This window comes from Streptomyces sp. NBC_00299 (genome assembly GCF_036173045.1).
Lineage (GTDB): Bacteria > Actinomycetota > Actinomycetes > Streptomycetales > Streptomycetaceae > Streptomyces > Streptomyces machairae.
Genome location: NZ_CP108039.1, coordinates 9,305,810 through 9,325,456, shown reverse-complemented (window position 1 = coordinate 9,325,456; position 19,647 = coordinate 9,305,810). Strand labels below are relative to the sequence as shown.

The following is a 19,647-nucleotide window of genomic DNA, read 5'->3' as shown; positions in this document are numbered from 1 at the left end:
CCTCCGTACCCGGGTCCCGGTGCCGATCTCCGAAGGGTCGACGGAGAGCGCACCGCAGGCCTCCGCTGCTCCTGCGGTCCCCTCGACGTTGAGCCCGTCTCCGTCGAAATCCTGGCCGTCTGCGCCTGGTTCCTCCCAGGGCGGGTGCGCGCCGATCCACTTCGGGCCGCTCTCAACCGTGGGCCACGAGTCGGTTCCACCCAGCATTTTGACAGGGCCTTGACATATTCAGCCGGGGCCACCAGCATGCAAAATGCCATCAGAGGGTCGCAATTCCCTTTGCCTGCAGCGCAATTCACGTACAGCGCTCCCACGCGGTGGTCCGACAGGTCCGTCGTCGTGCCCCGCACCCCACCGGCAAGCGCGGCCGGCGCGCGCCTTGCCTGACATCTCTCACCGTCAGGAAGGACAACCCCCCATGCTTTGGCGCCCTCGCGCGGGGCTGAGAAGCCTCACCGCGCTCGCGCTCATGCTGGCCGGCGTCGCCACGGCGGCTCCCACGGCCACCACCGCCTCCGCCGCCCCGGCGGATCTTCCGCCCGGCGACTACCAGCAGGTCCAACTGGCCACCGGCGCGGCCGAGATGGGCGAACCCATGTCCCTGGCCGTACTGCCCGACCGGTCGGTCCTGCACACCGCCCGTGACGGCACGATCCGCCTCACGGACGCCGCGGGCAACACGAAGCAGGCCGGAAAACTGGACGTCTACACGCATGACGAGGAGGGCCTGCAAGGGATCGCCGCAGATCCCTCCTTCGCCTCCAACCGGTATGTGTACGTCTACTACTCCCCCAAGCTCAACACACCGGCAGGCGACGCCCCCACGACCGGTACGGCCGCCGACTTCGAGCCCTGGAAGGGCCACCTCAACCTGTCGCGGTTCACGCTGCGCACCGACGGCACTCTGGACATGGCCGCTGAGAAGGTCGTCCTGGAGGTGCCCAACGACCGCGGCCAGTGCTGCCACGTCGGCGGCGACATCGACTTCGACGCGGCCGGGAACCTCTATCTGACGACCGGCGACGACACCAACCCGTTCGACTCGTCCGGGTACGCGCCGATCGACGAACGCACCAACCGCAACCCCCAGTTCGACGCCCAGCGCAGCTCCGGCAACACCAACGACCTGCGGGGCAAGGTGCTGAGGATCAAGCCGACCGCGGCCGGCGGGTTCACCATCCCCTCGGGCAACCTCTTCGCACCGGGCACCGCCGGCACGAGACCCGAGATCTACGCCATGGGCTTCCGCAACCCGTTCCGGATGTCCGTCGACCGGCCCACCGGCACGGTCTATCTCGGTGACTACGGCCCCGACGCAGGCGGCACCGACCCCAACCGGGGACCGGGCGGGCAGGTCGAGTTCAACCGCATCACCTCGCCCGGCAATTACGGCTGGCCGTACTGCACCGGTACGAACACCACGGGTGAGACGTACAACGAGTACACCTTCCCGAGCGGCCCCTCCGGCGCCAAGTACAACTGTGCGGGTGGGCCCGCCAACAACTCCTTCCGCAACACCGGGCTGGCCCAGCTGCCCCCGGCCAGGCCGAGCTGGATCAAGTACGGGCTGGACGGCTCGCCGCCCGAGTTCGGCGGCGGCTCGGAGTCCCCGATGGGCGGCGAGGTCTACCGCTACGACCCCAACTCGACCTCTCAGGTGAAGTTCCCGCAGTCCCTCGACGGCCGCTACTTCGCCGCCGAGTACGGCCGCCAGTGGATCAAGGCCATCGAGGTCAAGAGCGACGGCTCCTACGGCACGATCGAGGACGTCCCCTGGAACGGCACCCAGGTGATGGACACCGACTTCGGGCCCGACGGCACGCTGTACGTCCTGGACTACGGCACCGGCAGCAACAACTCGGCCCTGTACCGCATCGAGTACATCGCCGGCAGCAACCGCAACCCGGTCGCGCAGGCCGCCGCCGACCGCACCTCCGGCGCCCTGCCGCTGACCGTGCGGTTCTCCTCCCAGGGCAGCTCCGACCCCGAGGGCGGGACGCTGACCTACTCCTGGAACTTCGGCGACGGCACCACTTCCACGCAGGCCAACCCCAGCCATACGTACACCGGCGCGGGCACCTATCGGCCCACCCTCACGGTCCGTGACCCGGAGGGCCTGACCGGCACCGCGAGCCTGGTGGTCACCGCCGGCAACACGGCACCGACGGTGACCCTGCAACAGCCTCTGGACGGGCAGCCGTTCACCTTCGGCGACACCGTCCTGTTCCGGGTGCAGGTCAGCGACCCCGAGGACGGCAGCGTCGACTGCTCCAAGGTGAAGGTCACCTATCTCCTCGGCCATGACAGCCACACCCACGCCATCACCTCCACCAACGGCTGCGAGGGCAACCTGACCGTGCCCGCCGACGGTGAACACGACAGCGCCGCCAATCTGTACGGTGTCTTCGACGCCGAGTACACCGACGCCGGCGGCCTGACCACGCACTCCGTGCGCACCCTGCAACCACGTCATCGGCAGGGCGAGCACTTCGGCGCCCAGTCCGGCATCCAGATCGCCGATCACGCCACGGCCGAGGGCGGCAGGACGGTCGGGTTCACCGATGACGGCGACTGGATCTCGTTCAAGCCGTATGTCCTCGCGAGCGCCACGAAGTTGACCGCCCGGGTGGCATCCGGCGGCGCGGGCGGCACCCTCCAGGTACGCGCGGGTTCCGCCGCCGGCACCCTCCTCGGCACCGCGACCGTGCCGGTGACCGGCGGCTGGGACACCTTCACCGACGTGACCGCCAACCTCTCCGGCGCGCCCGCCGGCACCACCGAGCTGTTCCTGGTGTTCCGGGGGCCGACCGGGCAGGGCAATCTGTTCGACGTCGATGCCTTCACGCTCGGCTCCGGCTCCACCACGACCACGCCGTGGGAGGCGGAGTCGTACAGCTCCGCCTCCGGTGTCCAGTCGGCCGCGCACGGTACGGCCAGCGGTGGTCTGACGCTGGGCTACATCGAGAACGGCGATTGGGCGGGATACGCCTACGTCTCCACCGCCGGCGCGGCCTCCGTCTCCGCCCGGGTCTCCTCGGCCGGTGCGGGTGGCACCCTGCAGTTCCGCTCCGGTTCGCAGACCGGGCCCCTGCTGGGCTCCGTCACCGTGCCTGTGACCGGCAGCTGGGACACCTTCACCACCGTGAGCACCGCACTCAACGGCGCTGGATCGGGTCCGCTGTTCCTCACCTTCACCGGAGGCTCCGGGTCCCTGTTCGACGTCGACACCTTCACGCTCACCTCCTCCGCCTCCGCCGCGCGAAAGGGGCGATGACCATGAGCATCCTGATGCGACGGCTGCGCCACGGCACCGCGGCTCTGGCCCTGGGCCTGCTCGGCGCCCTGCTCACCCCGGCCGGTACCGCACACGCGGCCGCCTTCGAGGTCCTGGTGTTCTCGAAGACGGCCGGATTCCGGCACGACGCGATCCCGGCCGGCATCGACGCCCTGCGCACACTCGGCGGGCAGAACGACTTCACCGTCACGGCCACCGAGGACGCCGGGGCCTTCACCGCGTCGAATCTCGCGAGCTACGAGGCCGTGGTGTTCCTCAACACCACCGGCGACGTCCTCAACTCCGCACAGCAGAACGCCATGCAGTCCTACGTCGACTCCGGCGGCGGCTATGTCGGCGTGCACGCGGCGGCCGACACCGAGTACGACTGGCCCTACTACGGACAGCTCGTCGGCGCCTGGTTCCAGAGCCACCCGGCGATCCAGCAGGCCACGATCCGCAACGAGGACCGGACCCACCCGGCCACCTCCCACCTGGGCGCGACCTGGACCCGCACCGACGAGTGGTACAACTACCGCACCAACCCCCGCCCCAACGTGCGCGTCCTGCAGACACTGGACGAAAGCACCTACAGCGGCGGCTCGATGGGCGCCGACCACCCCATCACCTGGTGCCACAACCAGGGCACAGGCCGATCCTTCTACACCGGGCTCGGCCACACCATCGAGTCCTACGCCGACCCCGCCTTCCGTTCCCTGCTGTTGGGCGGAGTCCGGTACGCCGCCGGGCAGGCGACGGCCAACTGCTCGGCTCCGGCCGGCAACGGACAGATCGAGGCCGAGTCGTACAGCTCCGGCTCCGGTGTCCAGGTGGCCGCGCACGCCCCGGCCAGCGGCGGACAGACGCTCGGCTACATCGAGAACGGGGACTGGGCGGGCTACTCCCACGTCACCACCGCGGGAGCCAAGACCTTCACGGCGAAGGTGTCCTCCGCCGGCGCGGGCGGCACCATCGAGATCCGGTCCGGCTCGGCCGGCGGCACCCTGCTCGGTTCGGTGACGGTACCGGTCACCGGAGACTGGGAAACCTTCACGACCGTCACCACGACCCTCACCGGCACCGCGTCAGGCCCGCTCTTCCTGCGCTTCACCGGAGGCGGCGGAGCCCTGTTCGACATCGACACCTTCAGCCTCGGCGCCGAACCCACCGCCGGGACCCTGTCCGACGACGTCCACCTCTTCTACTACCCCTGGTACGGGAGCCCGGCGGTGAACGGCGGCTGGCGGCACTGGCAGCAGGGCGGACACACCCCACCCGAAGGCATCGGCGCCGACCTCTATCCGGCACTCGGCCCGTACGACTCCGGTGACTTCGACGGCGCAGTCGACCAGCACATGAAGTGGGTCGCCCGGTCGGGCGCCGGCGTGATCGTCTACAGCTGGTGGGGCCGGGACAGCTACGAGGACCGGCTCGCGCGCGGTGTCCTCGACGCGGCGCAGGAGCAGGGCATCCGGGTGGCCTGGCATCTGGAGCCGTACTCGGGCCGCACCGGGGCGTCGACGGCCGCCGACATCGAGTACATCAACCGCACCTACGGCAGCCACCCCGCCTTCCACCGCTCGGCGGACCACGGAGGCAAGGGCGCGTTCTACGTCTTCCAGAGCCTCGACATCACCGACTGGACGGCACTGGACCAGGTCACCGACACGAGCATCGTCCTCGCCCAGACCACGGACACCACCAAGATCGCGCACTTCTCCGGCATGTACACCTACGACGGCATCGCGGGCGCCACGGCTCCCGGTTGGAAGCAGGCCGGCGACTACGCCCGCGCCCACGGCCTGATCTGGGCCCCGTCCGTCGCGCCGGGCTACATCGACGACCGGGCGGTGCCGGGCAACGCAACGCCCACCGTGGAGCGCGCCGACGGCGCGGCGTACGACCGGCAGTGGTCCAACGCCCTGGATCCGGCGATCGGCGGGTCGCCGACCTGGGTGTCGGTCACCTCGTTCAACGAGTGGCACGAAGGGAGTTCCATCGAGCCGGCCGACTCCACCCCGCCGGCCGGCCACGGCTACCGGACGTACAACGGGGCGTACGGCCAGACGGGAGAGGCGGCCCAGACGGCGTACCTGGACCGCACCGCGTACTGGGTCGGCCGCTTCCAGGGGCCGACCGCCGACTGAAGCCGCACAGGCAGGATGCCCGGTCGCAGCCATCCGCTCGACCGGGCATTCGGTGCGTCCGCTCGTCTGCGTCCCGAACCGGTTGACAGGCCCTCCGAGTCAACCGCAGACTCCTCCGCACCAAAACTGAACCAATTTTCACCAGGCGGGCAACTAGTCGCACACAACCGCGGCGGTGAACGCCTCCGGCCCCACCGGGCCGCGGGCCGTAGCGGATCGCCTGCATCTGAGCCGAGACACGTCCCCGCCTCGCTCATCACGATGATGTGACAGAAAGTGAGCAACCCCGTGGCACCTTCCGCGTCCCCGCCGACCCGCTCGTTCAAAGCCGTGGCCCCGGTCATCGCACTGTGCTGGCTAGCCGTCTTCTTCGACGGTATGGACGTGAACATCTACGGCGCGGTCATGCCGCACCTCCTCGATGACCCGGCCCTCGGCTTCTCCCCCTCGACAGCGGGCACCGTGGGCAGTTGGACCACGTTCGGCATGCTGATCGGCGCTCTCGCGACCGGCACGCTGACCGACTGGCTGGGCCGCAAGCCCCTGGTCACTGGCAGCATCCTGCTGTTCTCACTGGGGTCGGCACTGTGCGCGGTCGCGCCCGACGCCACGGTGTTCGGCGCAGGTCGCTTCATATCGGGTCTGGGGCTGGGCGGCCTGATGCCCATCGGGCTGGCGCTCGTGGCGGAGTTCGCTCCGCCGAGTCGGGCGGCGCTGGCCACCGGCGTGATGATGACCTCGTACCACGCGGGCGGCATGGCCGCCACGGGCATCGGCCTGGTCGTCGCCCCCGATCACGGTTGGCGCTGGGTCTTCTGGGCGGGCGCGCTCCCCGCTGTCATCGCGCTCCCGCTGGTGGTGAAGTGGCTGCCCGAGTCCCCGGGTGTGCTCTACGCGAAGGGCCGCTCGGAGCAGGCATACGCCGTCGCCGACCGGTACGGTCTGGAGCGCCCGGGTGCCGCCGAGTCGCCTCTCGCCGGAGCCAAGGGACGGATGGCCGCGATCGGCGCCCTCTTCGCTCCCGGCACCCGTCTGGCGACGCCACTGCTGTGGATCGCGTCCTTCGCCGGGCTGCTGCTGGTCTACGGCGTCTCCACCTGGCTGCCCGAACTGATGCGCGCCTCCGGCTACTCGCTCTCCTCCTCCATCACGTTCCTCATGGTGATCAACGCCGGCGGTATCGTCGGGATGCTGATCGCGGGCCGTACGGCGGACCGCTTCGGACCGGTCAAGGTCTCGGCGATCTGGTTCCTCCTCACCGCCGCGGGCGCCTTCCTGCTGCGCGCCCAACTGCCGCTGAGCGTCGCCTACGTGGTCGTCTTCATCACCGGTGTGTGGCTCTTCAGCGCCCAGGTGATGGTCTACGCCTCCACGGCACGGTTGTACGCGCCGGGCGAGCGCGCCACCGGTCTCGGCTGGGTCACCGGAGTGGGCCGAACCGGCGCCGTCGTCGGCCCCTGGCTCGGTGGCATGGTGATCGCGGGCGGCGACGCGGAGCTCGGCTTCACGACCTTCGCCGTGGCCGCCGTGCTCGCCGCAGCCGCGATCTCGCTGGTCCCGCTGGCTCGGCGGGGCAGGCCGGACAGGGCAGCCAACCGCGAACCGGCACTGGCGGGTTCCGCGGACTGACCCTGTGCCGCAAGGCTCCCGGGCGGATCCGGCCACGGCCGGCGGACGAACCCGGGGCCCTGCGGCACACCCGCTGAGGGGCTCTCAGGCTCATCAGCCGGCCCGGCCCCCCCCGTCGGCCGGACCGTTAGGGTCGCTGCCATCAGCCCCGTCCCCACCCGCCATCGACGCACGGAGCGCCCATGACCAGCCTCATCAGCTCACCCTCCGCACCGGCGGCACCGGCGGCACCGGCGGCACCGGCTGAGGCCATCACCCCGCTGGTCCGCGGGGTCGTCGTACTGCGGACGCTGACCGAGGCAGGCGGCACGCTGAGCCTTCGTGACCTCTCGCACGCCACCGGGCTGGCCCGGTCCACAGTGGACCGGATCGCGGCAACGCTGGCCCACATGGGATACGTACGGCTCGACGGCCGTGACGTGACGGTCCTGCCCGGCGTGATGGAACTGGGCAACGCCTATCTGGACGCCACACACATCCCCGAGGTCCTCGGCCCGCATGTGCGCGAACTCGCCGACCAGCTGGACGAGTCGGTGTCCCTGACCGTTCCGGACGGCACCGGCCTGCGGATGATCCACCAGGTCAAACACCGCCGGGCGAGAATCTTCAGCTTCGGCATCGGAGACCTGCTGCCGGTGGAACGGGCCGCGCCCGGGGCGCTCATGGCAGCCGACTGGTCCCCCGAGACCTGGGCCGAGTGGCACGCGGGACCTGCTTTGCCGACGATCCACGAATTCCCGGCCGGCCCTCCCGGAGGCGATCCGCGGGCACTCTTCTCCCCGGACGTCTGCACCGAGGCAGCGCAGCGTGGCTGGGCCGAGGACGACCAGCGGATCGCCGGGGGGCTGCTCGCGCTCGGAGTCGCCGTACGCGACCCGGGCGGGCGCCGGGTCTGCGGCGTCAGCGTGGTCAGCCACACCAGTCGGCACACCATGGCCTCGCTGCGTGACGCCGCCCTGCCCGGGCTTCAGCGAACGGTGGCGCGGATGGAGGACGCCCTGCGCCGCATCCCCGTCCCCACGTCGGAACCGCCGGTCGGGACAGCGACCTGGACCGGTACGTCGAAACAGGTCATCGGGCGGGAGTTCGTCGAGTCGCTGGCCCGCGGCCTCGCCGCAATCACAGCCTTCGGCTCGGGGCACGAGTCCCTGTCGACCACCGGCGTGGCCGACGCGACGGGGTTGCCCCGGGCCACGGCCCGGCGCGTACTGATCACGCTGGAGCACCTCGGTTACGTGGTCGCCGAAGACCGTCGATACCGGCTCACCCCTCGGGTTCTGGAGCTGGGTTTCCCACCGATGTCCCGCACCTCGCTCGCCCAGCTCACCGAGCCCCACATCGGCGCCCTGGCAGCCCGGGTGCAGGATTCCGCCTCCATGGCGGTGCTGGAGGGCAGCGACATCCGGTACACCGCCCGCGTCCCCGCGTACCGCGTCATGAGTGTCAACATCACGGTGGGCACCCGGTTTCCCTCCTACGCCACGTCCATGGGACGCGTTCTTCTGGCCGGGCTGCCGTCGGCCGAGCGCCGGGATGTCCTGGATGGTGTCGGCCCGTTGGAACGACTGACGGGCCGTACGATCACCGATCGCGGACGGCTGGAGGAGCTGCTGGACCAGGTGGCTGAGCAGGGTTACGCGCTGAACGAAGGCGAACTGGACGAAGGACTGCGCTCGATCGCCGTACCCGTGCACGACCGCGACCGGAGGGTGGTGGCGGCCGTCAACGTGGCGATGCACACCAGCCGCCGCACCCCGGAAGAGTGCACCACCGACCTCCTCCCCCACCTCCGTGCCACGGCGGCCCGCATCGAGACGGAGTACGCGACAGCGACGCGCTTCGTGAAGATCCCAGTGATCTGATCAACGAACACGGGCATTACATCGGCACCGATGACACCGCCGGCGATCACGGCGAGGTTGAGGCGGCCGGCTTACAGGCGGCGGCCTTCGCCAGTTCCACCGGCGTCGACCACTTGGCCGTGCGTGAACCGCAGGTGCCTCCCTCACGCACTTCGGCATGGAGCCCCGGTGGAGGGCTTCGGGCTGGACGGACGTGCGCGCCGGGCTCGCTCCCCGCGCCCGCTCGGCCGTGTGGCCAGACCTGCCCTTCGATATCGAGGCGGTCCTGCGCACCCTCGCTGACGAGGACGCCTTCCCGGAGTCGGCCGCTCGGATATCCAGCGCCGTCGCGGCAGCGCTCCCATCCAGGCCGTTGACACTCTCCGGGGAACCTGATGGGACGCCCCACAGGTGGCTTTCGGCGTGGAGATCAGGAAGGCTCGCGCGCATGGTCTCGATATTGCAGAACGTGGCGATCGACTGTGCGGATGCCTACGAGCTGGCTCGGTTCTGGAGCGGTGTGACGGGACGTCCGCTGCATACGGAGGACCGACCCGGTGACCGGGAGACTCAGGTGCTGCTGCGGGAGGGCCCGGTGCTGCACTTCAACCAGGTGCCCGAAGCCAAGACGATCAAAAACCGGATCCATCTGTGTCTGCGCCCTGAGACGTCGCGCGATGAGGAGGTGGGCCGGCTGCTGGACCTCGGTGCCACCTTTGTCGCCGATCACCGGAATCCCGATGGTTCGGGATGGGCAATCCTTGCTGATCCCGAAGGCAACGAGTTCTGCGTTCTGCGCAGCGAGTCCGACCGGGCGACCATGAACTCCTGACCCTCACGCCCTGCCCTGGTCGGTTCGTGCAGCAGCTTGTGACAGCCACTCGGGCCTTGTCGTCGGTGCAACAAGCCCGGTCCGTGGGTGCGGCCGGGGCTGAGCCAGGCCAGCCGGTTGGGCGGCGCCGGACTGCCGGTGTCTCCAGTCGGCGGCGCCGCCCTTGCAGACGACACGGCCGTCGTTCAATCCCTGTCGGGACAACGAAGACCTGGCCAGTCAGCCGATCAGCCTGTCAGGCGCGGCAGCGCAGCATCTCCAGCGGCGGGTAGGCGAGGAGATCAGCCCAGAAATCCTCGCCGAACTCACGGATGCCGGCTTCGGCCACCTGCAGTGGAACCCACTCCACCGCGCTGAATCCGGCCGCCTGCAGACAGTGCTCGTAGACCTCGCGGCGCGGTGCCGTGGCCACGATGCTGACGGGCTGCGGGTCGAGGAGAGCCGTGACCCGCACCCCCGGACCCGTCTCCATCTCCTCGCCGGTCGGCTCGCAGCGGAACCCGTACTTCTCCAGCGAGGGACAGTCGAACCGGTAGTCGGGCTTCTGCGCGAACACGAAGAACTCTCCACCCGGTACCAGGCTCCGGTGGATGTTGCGACACATCCGCTCCATCGCCGCGATGTCCTCGGCGTAATTGAGGCACTGCACTCCCACCGCGATGTCAAAGCGCCGGTCGAAAGTACCCAGTTCAGCCACGTCACCGACCTCGTAGCGCACACCCAGCGGGTCACGCTGCTCGAAGTCCCGCGCGGCGGCGATCATCTCGACGGAGATGTCGACACCGAGCACATCCGTGGCGCCGCGCCGCTTGAACTCCCTGCTGTAGAAACCGGTGCCGCACGCAAGGTCGAGAATGGACCTGCCGCTCACTTCCCCGACCAATCCGAGGAAGCTCGGTACTTCCCCATAGCGCGTCAACGGCAGGGACTTGAACCCCTCGAATGCCTCGCCGATCTGGTCGTACTGCTGCACACTCACGGCTGCGCTCCCCTGTTAGTCGTCCTGTACACGGCCGCGCCGGCCCGCCCGATGCACAGGCTTGCCGGGTCGCGGTCGTGACAGACAGTCTCGTGCGCGGCTGCTCGGCCGCCGTACAGACCGATGACACAAAGAAGTCAGCCCGTGACCGGCCAAACACCGGACACTCCTCCAGCAGACAGGCTCAGTACCGCGTGGGGAACAGTTGGAGGTTGGCCTTGCTGCCGGAGACCGACTTGACCCAGATCTTCAGGTTGTTGAACTTGACGGTGCCGCCCGGGCTGGTGCTGCCGCTGAGACTTCCGCCGGCGGCCGACATCTTCACGGATCGAGAGCTGATGCTCGTGATCTTCAGGCTCCCGAACCCGAACTTGCGGCTGTCGACCTTGATGGTCCTGGGCGCAGACACGGTGGTCTTGCACCGCCCGTCGTAGCAGGGCCCGCTGGCAGCGGACGCCGGTGTCATGAGGCCGAACCCGAGTGTGCCCGCCATGGTCAGTGTCACGGCCGTCGTCGTGGCCCGGCGGCGCCCACCGGCGGTAGTGACCAGGTTGGCGGCTGTCAGTCGGCGGATACGGTTCACGTCATCGCCCTTCGATCGGTTGGAAACGGTACGGCGGGAACGCCTGCCGCCGCCGGAGCCCACACGCCCCGGTGAGCTCGGGTCCGGCCCGGCCGGCTGGTGCCCCGCAGCACCGATTCCAGCGCCCGCCCGATTGTTCAGTAAGCCGCTCCCTCACCCTGAACAACCCGCGGCGCACCAAGCGGCGCACCAAGAAGACGCCGCGCCAGAGGAACGGCGCGGTCAGCCCGGCTCGGCGGATCCACTTGCGGTGCTGTGGTGCCGGTCCGTCAGGGCGGTGATTCCTGCTGTTGCAGACCCCCGAAATGCGGCGCCCAGAGACGCCGTCGAGCGAGTCTCGCCTACGCCTTGGCGGGCCGCACGTCTCAGCGGCGGCGCTCCTCAGGCCACGGTCGGAACCTCCGCCGTCCCCACTCCTGCGCCTGCTCCGTCATGCGACGACGCAACCAGATCATCCATAGGCCCAGCGGCGTCGCCACGAGCGCACCCAGCAAGGCATGGCCCCAGCCGACTCCCGCGCCTCCGAACCGGATCACCACAGCCAGCAGCACAAAGAACACCAGGACAAAACCTGCATACTTCACCCTCTTCGGCATGCGGCCCCGGGTACCCCCGAAGCGGTGCATACGACACCCCGAGGGAGACCACTTCGCCGTTCTCGAAGTCCGAGTGAAAACCTTCCCAGTACCTCGTATCCCGTCGAGCATGCCTCCCGGAAGGGCGGTTTTCCGTCCAGCCGGAACCTCTGCATCAGGCTTTTGTTGTCGCCTGGCAACTGAGTTAATCTTCACGGGATTTTCTCATCCGGTCGAGGCGGGTGAACAGCGGAAACCGGACGGTGAGTGGGCCTTCACAGGCCCGGCGCGGTTCCGAGTCCTCGGGGTGAGGGCTCTTGGGGAGCGGAACGAGGGTGCGCATGACCAGCAAGATGATCGAGGCCGTCGACGGACCCCCGGGCGAGCAGGAGCTGCGGCAGCTGCTGGCCGGACTGACCGCCGTACGGGACGGTGACTTCGGCACCCGGCTGCCGGCCGACGGCGAGGGTCTCCTGGGCGACATCGCCACCGTCTTCAACGGCATGGTGGACCAGCTGTCCGTGTTCACGTCGGAAGTGACGCGAGTGGCGCGGGAGGTGGGTACCGAAGGCACGCTGGGCGGCCAGGCCGAGGTGCCGGGCGTCTCGGGGACCTGGGCCGATCTGACCGACTCGGTCAACGCCATGGCGGGCAATCTGACCACGCAGGTGCGTGACATCGCGCAGGTGGCGACCGCGGTGGCCAAGGGCGACCTGTCGCAGAAGGTCGACGTCCCCGCACGCGGCGAGATCCTGGAGCTGAAGGAGACCGTCAACACGATGGTCGACCAGCTCTCCGCCTTCGCCGACGAAGTCACCCGCGTCGCCCGTGAGGTCGGCAGCGAGGGACGCCTCGGCGGACAGGCCCGGGTGCCCGGTGTCGGTGGTGTGTGGCGCGACCTCACCGATTCGGTCAACTTCATGGCCGGTAACCTCACTTCCCAGGTCCGCAATATCGCCCAGGTGACGACCGCGGTAGCGCAGGGCGACCTGTCGCAGAAGATCACCGTGGACGCCCGCGGTGAGATCCTCCAGCTGAAGAACACCATCAACACGATGGTCGACCAGCTCTCCGCCTTCGGCGACGAAGTCACCCGCGTCGCCCGCGAAGTCGGCACCGAGGGACGCCTCGGCGGGCAGGCCGACGTCAAGGGAGTGAAGGGCACCTGGCGCGACCTCACGGATTCCGTGAACTTCATGGCGGGCAACCTGACGGCGCAGGTCCGCAACGTCGCCCAGGTGGCCACTGCCGTCGCGAAGGGCGATCTCTCCCAGAAGATCACCGTGGACGCCCGCGGTGAGATCCTGGAGCTCAAGACCACTATCAACACGATGGTCGACCAGCTCTCCGCCTTCGCCGACGAAGTCACCCGCGTCGCCCGCGAAGTCGGCACCGAGGGCAATCTGGGCGGCCAGGCGACCGTCCGAGGCGTGTCGGGGACGTGGAAGGACCTCACCGACAACGTCAATGTGATGGCGTCCAACCTGACCGGGCAGGTTCGCTCGATCGCCAAGGTGGCCACGGCCGTCGCGCGCGGTGACCTCTCGCAGAAGATCACGGTGGAGGCCAAGGGCGAGGTCGCTGCCCTGGCGGACGTCATCAACACGATGGTCGACACGCTCTCCGCGTTCGCGGACGAGGTCACGCGTGTCGCCCGCGAAGTCGGTACCGAGGGACGCCTCGGGGGTCAGGCGCACGTGCCGAACGTGGCGGGCACGTGGAAGGACCTCACCGACAACGTCAACTCCATGGCCAACAACCTGACCGGGCAGGTCCGCAACATCGCCCTGGTCACGACCGCGGTGGCCAACGGTGACCTGTCGAAGAAGATCGACGTGGACGCCCGCGGCGAGATTCTGGAGCTGAAGACCACCATCAACACGATGGTCGACCAACTGTCGTCGTTCGCCGCCGAGGTCACCCGCGTGGCCCGTGAGGTCGGCAGCGAGGGGCGGCTCGGCGGACAGGCCGAGGTGGAGGGAGTCGAGGGCACCTGGAAGCGGCTGACGGAGAACGTCAACGAACTGGCCGGGAACCTCACCCGCCAGGTCCGTGCGATCGCCGAGGTCGCGAGCGCCGTCGCCGAGGGGGACCTGACCCGCTCCATCAACGTGGAGGCATCGGGCGAAGTCGCCGAGCTCAAGGACAACATCAACTCCATGGTGGGGTCCCTGCGTGAGACCACACGGGCCAACCAGGAGCAGGACTGGCTCAAGACGCACCTCGCCCGGATCTCCGCACTGATGCAGGGCCACCGCGACCTGCCCGTCGTCGCCGAGCTCGTCATGGACGAACTCGCGCCACTGGTCTCGGCGCAGTACGGCGCCTTCTACCTCGCCGAGGACACCGAGCGTGGCTCCGACCTGCGGCTCGTGGGGTCGTACGGCTATCCCGACGACACCGGCCGGCCCGAGCGCATCCGCGTCGGGCGCTCCCTGGTCGGGCAGGCCGCACGCAACCACCGTCCGATCAGCGTGGAGGAACTGCCGCCGGGCTATGTGACGATCTCCTCCAGTCTCGGGCAGGCCGTGCCCAGCGCCCTGGTGGTCCTGCCCATCGTCGTCGAGGACCAGGTCCTCGGTGTCATCGAGCTGGCGTCCATCGCTCGCTTCACCCAGATCCACCAGGACTTCCTCGCCCAGCTGATGCCGACCATCGGCGTCAGCCTCAACACCATCGTGGCCAACGCCCGCACGGACGAGCTGCTGGACGAGTCCCAGCGGCTGACCGCCGAACTCCAGGCGCGGTCCGAGGAGTTGCAGGTCCAGCAGGACGAACTCCAGCGCTCCAACGACGAACTTGAGGAGAAGGCGTCCCTGCTGGTCTCGCAGAACCGCGACATCGAGGCGAAGAACCTGCAGATCGAGCAGGCACGACAGGAACTGGAGACCCGTGCGCAGGAGCTGGCGCTGGCGTCGAAGTACAAGTCGGAGTTCCTGGCGAACATGAGCCACGAGCTTCGTACGCCGCTCAACAGCCTGCTGATCCTGGCTCAGTTGCTGGCGCAGAACCCGTCGCGCAACCTCACCCCGAAACAGGTCGAGTACGCGGGGATCATCCACTCGGCGGGCTCGGATCTGTTGCAGCTGATCAACGACATCCTCGACCTGTCGAAGGTCGAGGCCGGCAAGATGGACGTCGCCCCCGAGCGCATCCCGCTGCGCCAGCTCCTGGAGTACGTCGAGGCGACGTTCAGGCCGATGACGACGCAGAAGAGTCTGGCCTTCACGGTGGCGACCGCGCCGGGCACCCCGGCCGATCTGCTCACCGACGGCTCACGGTTGCGTCAGATCCTGCGCAACCTGCTGTCGAACGCGGTGAAGTTCACCGAACAGGGCGGCGTCGAGCTGCGTATCGAACCCGCAGCGGACCGGGAGGTGCCCGTGGGCGTCCTCCGCGGCGCCCCCGTGGTGGCCTTCCGGGTGAAGGACACCGGCATCGGCATCCCGCAGCAGCAGCTGGAGACGATCTTCGGGGCGTTCCAGCAGGCGGACGGCACGACCAGCCGCAAGTACGGCGGCACCGGCCTCGGCCTGTCGATCACCCGGGAGATCGCCTACCTGCTCGGCGGCGCCGTCACGGTCGACAGCACGCCCGGCCAGGGCAGCACCTTCACGCTCTACCTTCCGGTGACACGCGCCGACTTCGAGGATCTGCTCGACGGTGGCAACCTCGGGGCGGACCAGCCGCATGCCACCGCCGCCGACCTGTTGCCGGCCTCCCCGTCGGAGGCCGCTGCCATCAAGGCTCCCGAGCAGCGCAGACGGCGCCTGCTCGTCGTCGAGGGCCGTCCGCGCGGGCTGCTGACCCTGGTCGCCGAGCGCGCGGTGGCGGACATCGCCACCGACCCCCACAACCCGCTCGGGGCGATCGACGTGATCACGGCCGTCGGGGCGCAGGAAGCGGCGAGCACGCTGGCCGCGGAACCCTGCCACTGCGTCGTGCTGGAGCTGGACATGCCCGACGACGAGGGCGCCCGTCTGCTGCAGGCCATGGAGGGCGACTCGGCGCTGGCCAGCGTGCCGGTGCTCGTACACACCGGTCATCACGTGGACCTGGCGCAGGAGCAGATGTTGCGCTCCCGCGCGGACGGCCGCCCGCTGGACTTCCTGTCCAGCCTGGACGATCTGCGCGAACGCATCACCCTCCACCTGTCCGCCGAGGAACCGGGAGACGTGCTGTCGCTGGTACGCGTCGAGGAACCCCAGCGACCGATCGCGCAGGTCGTCGACAAGGCCTTCGTCGGCAGCACGGTGCTCGTGGTCGACGACGACGCGCGCAACCTCTTCGCGCTCAGCGGGGCACTGGAGCTCCACGGCTTCCGCGTCCTGCACGCCGACAACGGCCGCAAGGGCATCGAGACGCTCCTCGCCCATACGGACATCTCGCTGGTCCTGATGGACGTGATGATGCCGGAGATGGACGGTTACGCCGCCACCGCGGAGATCCGCGCGATGCCCCGGTACGCGAACCTGCCCATCATCACGGTCACCGCGAAGGCCATGCCCGGGGACCAGGAGAAGAGTCTCGCGTCCGGCGCGAACGACTACGTCACCAAGCCTGTCGACACCAACGAGCTCATCGGCCGCGTCCAGCACTGGCTGGCCATGTGACGGGCTGTCATGCCGCCGTCCGAACCAGCCCCCCACCCGGCGTCCCTGGACGTCCGAGCCGAGGAACAGGTCAACCGTGACCCATCCCCACCAGCCGGCAGAGCCGGAATCCGCCCGTGTTCCGGCGGGCAGGTCACCCGCCGGAACACCGAACCCCTCCCCCGTCGGCAGGCTGGCGGCGACCGTGGAGCGGTTGCGCCGAGAGGTACGGGCGGCCCAGGCGGAGGCGGACGGGCGTGCCCTGATCGAACTGGCCAAGGGCATCCTCGTCGAGCGGCTCCGGTGCGGGCCGGCGCAAGCGGCACGGCAGCTCGCCGAGCTGACCGAGCAGGCGGGCATGACACCGCTCGAATTCGCGGTCGAGGTCATCAACCAGGCCTCGCGTGACCGGCTTTCCGAAGTGACCTCCGCCTTCCTGGCGACCACAGCGGGCGGCGCCGAAGTCACCGGCCCGCCGAGGAGCGACTCCTCCGCCGTACGGCTGCGGGCCGCCGAGAGCGGTGCGCTGGCCGCACGCGACGCCCAAGCCGTGGCCGACTCACTGATGGAGCACGCGCTGAGGCCCCTCGGCGCGGAGGCGGTGGCCATCTGGGCGCTGGGCGGCGACGGGTCGCTCACGTTGGCGGGCAGCGCGGGATTCTCGCTCGCGGAGGCGGGGCGCTGGCGATATGTGCCGCCCGGTGTGGCGACCGTGGCGCGTCGTGGGCTCGGTGAGCGAACGGGCCAGTGGATCGGTTGTCTGTCGGAGACCGGGCTGCCCTCCATCGGCGGGCATCACCACCCGGACGGCGGCCGGGTCGCCGTGCCTGCTGGCACCGGCGGCCGGATCCACGGCGTACTGGAGATCGTCTGGCCCGTACCGCTCGAACCTCAGCCGCCGCAGATCGTCCGTCAGGTCGAGGCCCTGGCCGAGCTGTGTGCGCACACCCTGGAGACCTCCGCCCCGCACCACCCCGACGGCGCTGCGCGGCCGGCCGTCCTGCCGGACGTCGCCGAGCTGATGGACCTGGCCGACGGCCTCCACGACCCGGCGCTGGTGCTCGTCCCCCGGCTGGACGCCGCCGGGGAACTCGTCGACTTCCACATCCACCACGTCAACAGCCGCTTCCTGGACCCGACCGGCCGGCCGCGGGGTGTCGTCAACGGCTCCCTGCTGCTGGAGGCGTACCCGATGGTCGCCGGGGAGAGCGAGCTGTTCGAGCAGATCGAGCGTGTCTACGCCACGGGCGAGCCGTTCCGCGCCCAGCGTATGCGGCTCACCGCACTGGTCGACGAGGTCCCGCTGGCAGCGGTCGCCGACATCAGCATCAGCCGACATGGTGGCAGCGTTCTGCTCCTGTTGCGCATAGAGGACGAAACAGCACGGTTGGCGAGCCTGCTGCAGCACGCTCAGCGCCTGGGCCGCATCGGCGGCTTCGAGGAGAACCTCCTCACCGGCGAGATCACCTGGAACGTTCAGCTCTACAGCCTCTACGGCAAGCCCGCCGCGAGCGGTCCGATTCCGTTGGAGGACCTGCCCGCCCACGCCCACCCCGACGACGCGGTCGCCATCGGCAGATTTCTGCGCACGCTGCTGCATCACCGCCGTCCCGCGTCCACGGCCTTCCGGCTCCTGCGGCCGGACGGGGTGACCCGGCACATCCGCGTGGTCGCCGAGCCGGAACTCGACTCCGACGGGCGGCTGTTCGTCGTACGGGGCGCCTACCAGGACATCTCCGCCCACCACTGGACGGAGGTCGCGCTCGCCGCCACGCGTGACCAGCTCGCCCACACCGAGCAGCAGGCCATCGAACGCGCTCGGCTCACCCTCCAGCTGCAGCACGCGATCATGCCGCCCGAGCATGCCCCGCTGGAGGCCCCCGGCTTGCGCGTGGCCGTGCGCTACCGGCCCGCGGAGACCCAGCAGCTCGTCGGCGGCGACTGGTACGACGCGGTCGTACTGCCGTCCCGGCTGGTGCTGCTGTGCGTGGGAGACGTCGCCGGGCACGGGATCGAGGCGGCCACCAGCATGGTCGTCCTGCGCAACGCGCTGCGCGGACTCGCCGTGACGGGTGCCGGACCGGCCCAGTTGCTGGCCTGGCTCAACATGGTGGCCCACCATCTGACGGGCGCCGTCACCGCCACCGCGGTGTGCGGCCTGTACGACCCCGAGCGCCGTACGCTGCGCTGGGCCAGGGCCGGCCATCTGCCGCCGGTGCTGGTGCGCGGCAGCGAAGCGACGCCGCTGCCCCTGGTGAAGGGCATGCTGCTCGGTGCCGTACCCGAAGCGGCGTATCAGGAACACGAGGTCCAACTGGCCGTCGACGACACGCTGTTGATGTACACGGACGGTCTGATCGAACGCCGTGACCGAACCGTGGAGGAATCGCTGACCCAGCTGCTTGCCGCTGCCCGCACGGTCCCGCCCACGCTCGAACAGCAGCTGGACCGTCTGCTCACCTACAGCAAGTCCGACACGGACGACGACACCTGCATCGTGGGCGTCCGGGTGGACTGAGCACGCAGTGAATGCAAGCGACGTCACAGGTCTGTGATCGCGAAAGCAGGGCACCTGACTCCTACTTCACGCTACGGAGAAGGAGTTGCGGACATGGCACGGGATCTCACCCCCAAGTACACGGTGCCGGGCATCGAGCGCGCGGCGGCCGGGCGGATCATCGACGTCCTCCGCCTGCGGTTGCATGCCCTCAACGATCTCCACCTCACGCTGAAGCACGTCCACTGGAACGTGGTGGGACCGCACTTCATCGCCGTGCACCAGATGGTCGACCCTCAGGTCGACCGGGTGCGCGACATGGCCGACGACGTCGCCGAGCGCATCGCCGCGCTCGGCGGAGTCGCCCAGGGCACGCCGGGCTCTCTGGTCAAGGAGCGGACCTGGGACGACTACTCGATCGGCCGTGAGGACGCCATCGCTCACCTCGGGGCTCTGGACGTCGTCTACACGGGCCTGATCGAGGACGTGCGCGCCGCGATCAAGGTCGTCGGGGACATCGACCCGGCGACGGAGGACCTGCTCATCGAACAGCTGCGGGATCTCGAGCAGTTCCAGTGGTTCGTGCGGGCGCACCTCGAGAGTGCCGGCGGCACGCTGTCGACGGCTCGGGCCGACAACGAGCAGGACGGCGCCGAGGCCGCCAAGGGCTGACCGGCCGGGTGCGAGAGTGGCGTTCA

At 69.5% G+C, this 19,647-nt stretch carries 11 protein-coding genes; 8 read left to right on the top strand and 3 right to left on the bottom strand.

The genetic code is table 11. The features are described 5' to 3' along the window. Window positions 1-418: 418 nt before the first annotated feature. The 5 genes from OHT51_RS41380 to OHT51_RS41360 all read left to right on the top strand — a co-directional run bounded on the left by OHT51_RS41380 (window position 419) and on the right by OHT51_RS41360 (window position 9,723). On the top strand, window positions 419-3,274 hold the full coding sequence (locus tag OHT51_RS41380) for a carbohydrate-binding protein (protein WP_328884051.1): 2,856 nt from the start codon (window positions 419-421) through the stop codon (window positions 3,272-3,274). A 14-nt stretch (window positions 3,275-3,288) separates the two neighbouring features. Next, entirely contained in the window at window positions 3,289-5,421 is a 2,133-nt protein-coding gene (locus OHT51_RS41375; RefSeq protein ID WP_328884609.1) for a ThuA domain-containing protein, read from the top strand. A gap of 288 nt (window positions 5,422-5,709) precedes the next feature. Beyond that, complete coding sequence (locus OHT51_RS41370) at window positions 5,710-7,050, top strand: MFS transporter (protein WP_328884050.1); 1,341 nt, start codon at window positions 5,710-5,712, stop codon at window positions 7,048-7,050. Between the two features lie 182 nt (window positions 7,051-7,232). Further along, window positions 7,233-8,912 (top strand): IclR family transcriptional regulator domain-containing protein, encoded by a 1,680-nt coding sequence (locus OHT51_RS41365; protein WP_328884049.1) that lies wholly within the window; start codon window positions 7,233-7,235, stop codon window positions 8,910-8,912. A 427-nt stretch (window positions 8,913-9,339) separates the two neighbouring features. Then, the gene (locus OHT51_RS41360; protein WP_328884048.1) at window positions 9,340-9,723 is read left to right on the top strand and encodes a VOC family protein; all 384 of its coding nucleotides are present in this window, start codon (window positions 9,340-9,342) and stop codon (window positions 9,721-9,723) included. Between the two features lie 235 nt (window positions 9,724-9,958). Here the strand turns inward: OHT51_RS41360 and OHT51_RS41355 are convergent, their stop codons facing one another. The 3 genes from OHT51_RS41355 to OHT51_RS41345 form a co-directional block, all read right to left on the bottom strand. Next, the gene (locus OHT51_RS41355; RefSeq protein WP_328884047.1) at window positions 9,959-10,702 is read right to left on the bottom strand and encodes a class I SAM-dependent methyltransferase; all 744 of its coding nucleotides are present in this window, start codon (window positions 10,700-10,702) and stop codon (window positions 9,959-9,961) included. Between the two features lie 184 nt (window positions 10,703-10,886). Next, window positions 10,887-11,285: a hypothetical protein gene (locus OHT51_RS41350; RefSeq protein ID WP_328884046.1), complete on the bottom strand. Its 399-nt coding sequence runs from the start codon at window positions 11,283-11,285 to the stop codon at window positions 10,887-10,889. A gap of 365 nt (window positions 11,286-11,650) precedes the next feature. Beyond that, window positions 11,651-11,881, bottom strand: a complete 231-nt coding sequence (locus tag OHT51_RS41345) for a DUF4229 domain-containing protein (protein WP_328884045.1) — start codon at window positions 11,879-11,881, stop codon at window positions 11,651-11,653. Between the two features lie 320 nt (window positions 11,882-12,201). Here OHT51_RS41345 and OHT51_RS41340 point away from each other — a divergent pair, with 320 nt between their 5' ends. The 3 genes from OHT51_RS41340 to OHT51_RS41330 all read left to right on the top strand — a co-directional run bounded on the left by OHT51_RS41340 (window position 12,202) and on the right by OHT51_RS41330 (window position 19,621). Next, a complete protein-coding gene (locus OHT51_RS41340) occupies window positions 12,202-16,473 on the top strand; it encodes a HAMP domain-containing protein (protein ID WP_328884044.1) in 4,272 nt (1,423 codons plus the stop codon). Between the two features lie 76 nt (window positions 16,474-16,549). Next, a complete protein-coding gene (locus OHT51_RS41335) occupies window positions 16,550-18,970 on the top strand; it encodes a SpoIIE family protein phosphatase (RefSeq protein WP_328884043.1) in 2,421 nt (806 codons plus the stop codon). A 93-nt stretch (window positions 18,971-19,063) separates the two neighbouring features. After that, complete coding sequence (locus tag OHT51_RS41330; RefSeq protein WP_328884042.1) at window positions 19,064-19,621, top strand: Dps family protein; 558 nt, start codon at window positions 19,064-19,066, stop codon at window positions 19,619-19,621. The last annotated feature ends 26 nt before the right edge of the window (window positions 19,622-19,647 follow it).

What these genes read in the sequence shown, in the direction of transcription:
- OHT51_RS41380 (WP_328884051.1), top strand. Translation starts at nt 419, where the DNA reads ATGCTTTGGCGCCCTCGCGCGGGGCTGAGAAGCCTCACCGCGCTCGCG.
- OHT51_RS41375 (WP_328884609.1), top strand. Translation starts at nt 3,289, where the DNA reads ATGCGACGGCTGCGCCACGGCACCGCGGCTCTGGCCCTGGGCCTGCTC.
- OHT51_RS41365 (WP_328884049.1), top strand. Translation starts at nt 7,233, where the DNA reads ATGACCAGCCTCATCAGCTCACCCTCCGCACCGGCGGCACCGGCGGCA.
- OHT51_RS41360 (WP_328884048.1), top strand. Translation starts at nt 9,340, where the DNA reads ATGGTCTCGATATTGCAGAACGTGGCGATCGACTGTGCGGATGCCTAC.
- OHT51_RS41345 (WP_328884045.1), bottom strand. Translation starts at nt 11,881, where the DNA reads ATGCCGAAGAGGGTGAAGTATGCAGGTTTTGTCCTGGTGTTCTTTGTG.
- OHT51_RS41340 (WP_328884044.1), top strand. Translation starts at nt 12,202, where the DNA reads ATGACCAGCAAGATGATCGAGGCCGTCGACGGACCCCCGGGCGAGCAG.
- OHT51_RS41330 (WP_328884042.1), top strand. Translation starts at nt 19,064, where the DNA reads ATGGCACGGGATCTCACCCCCAAGTACACGGTGCCGGGCATCGAGCGC.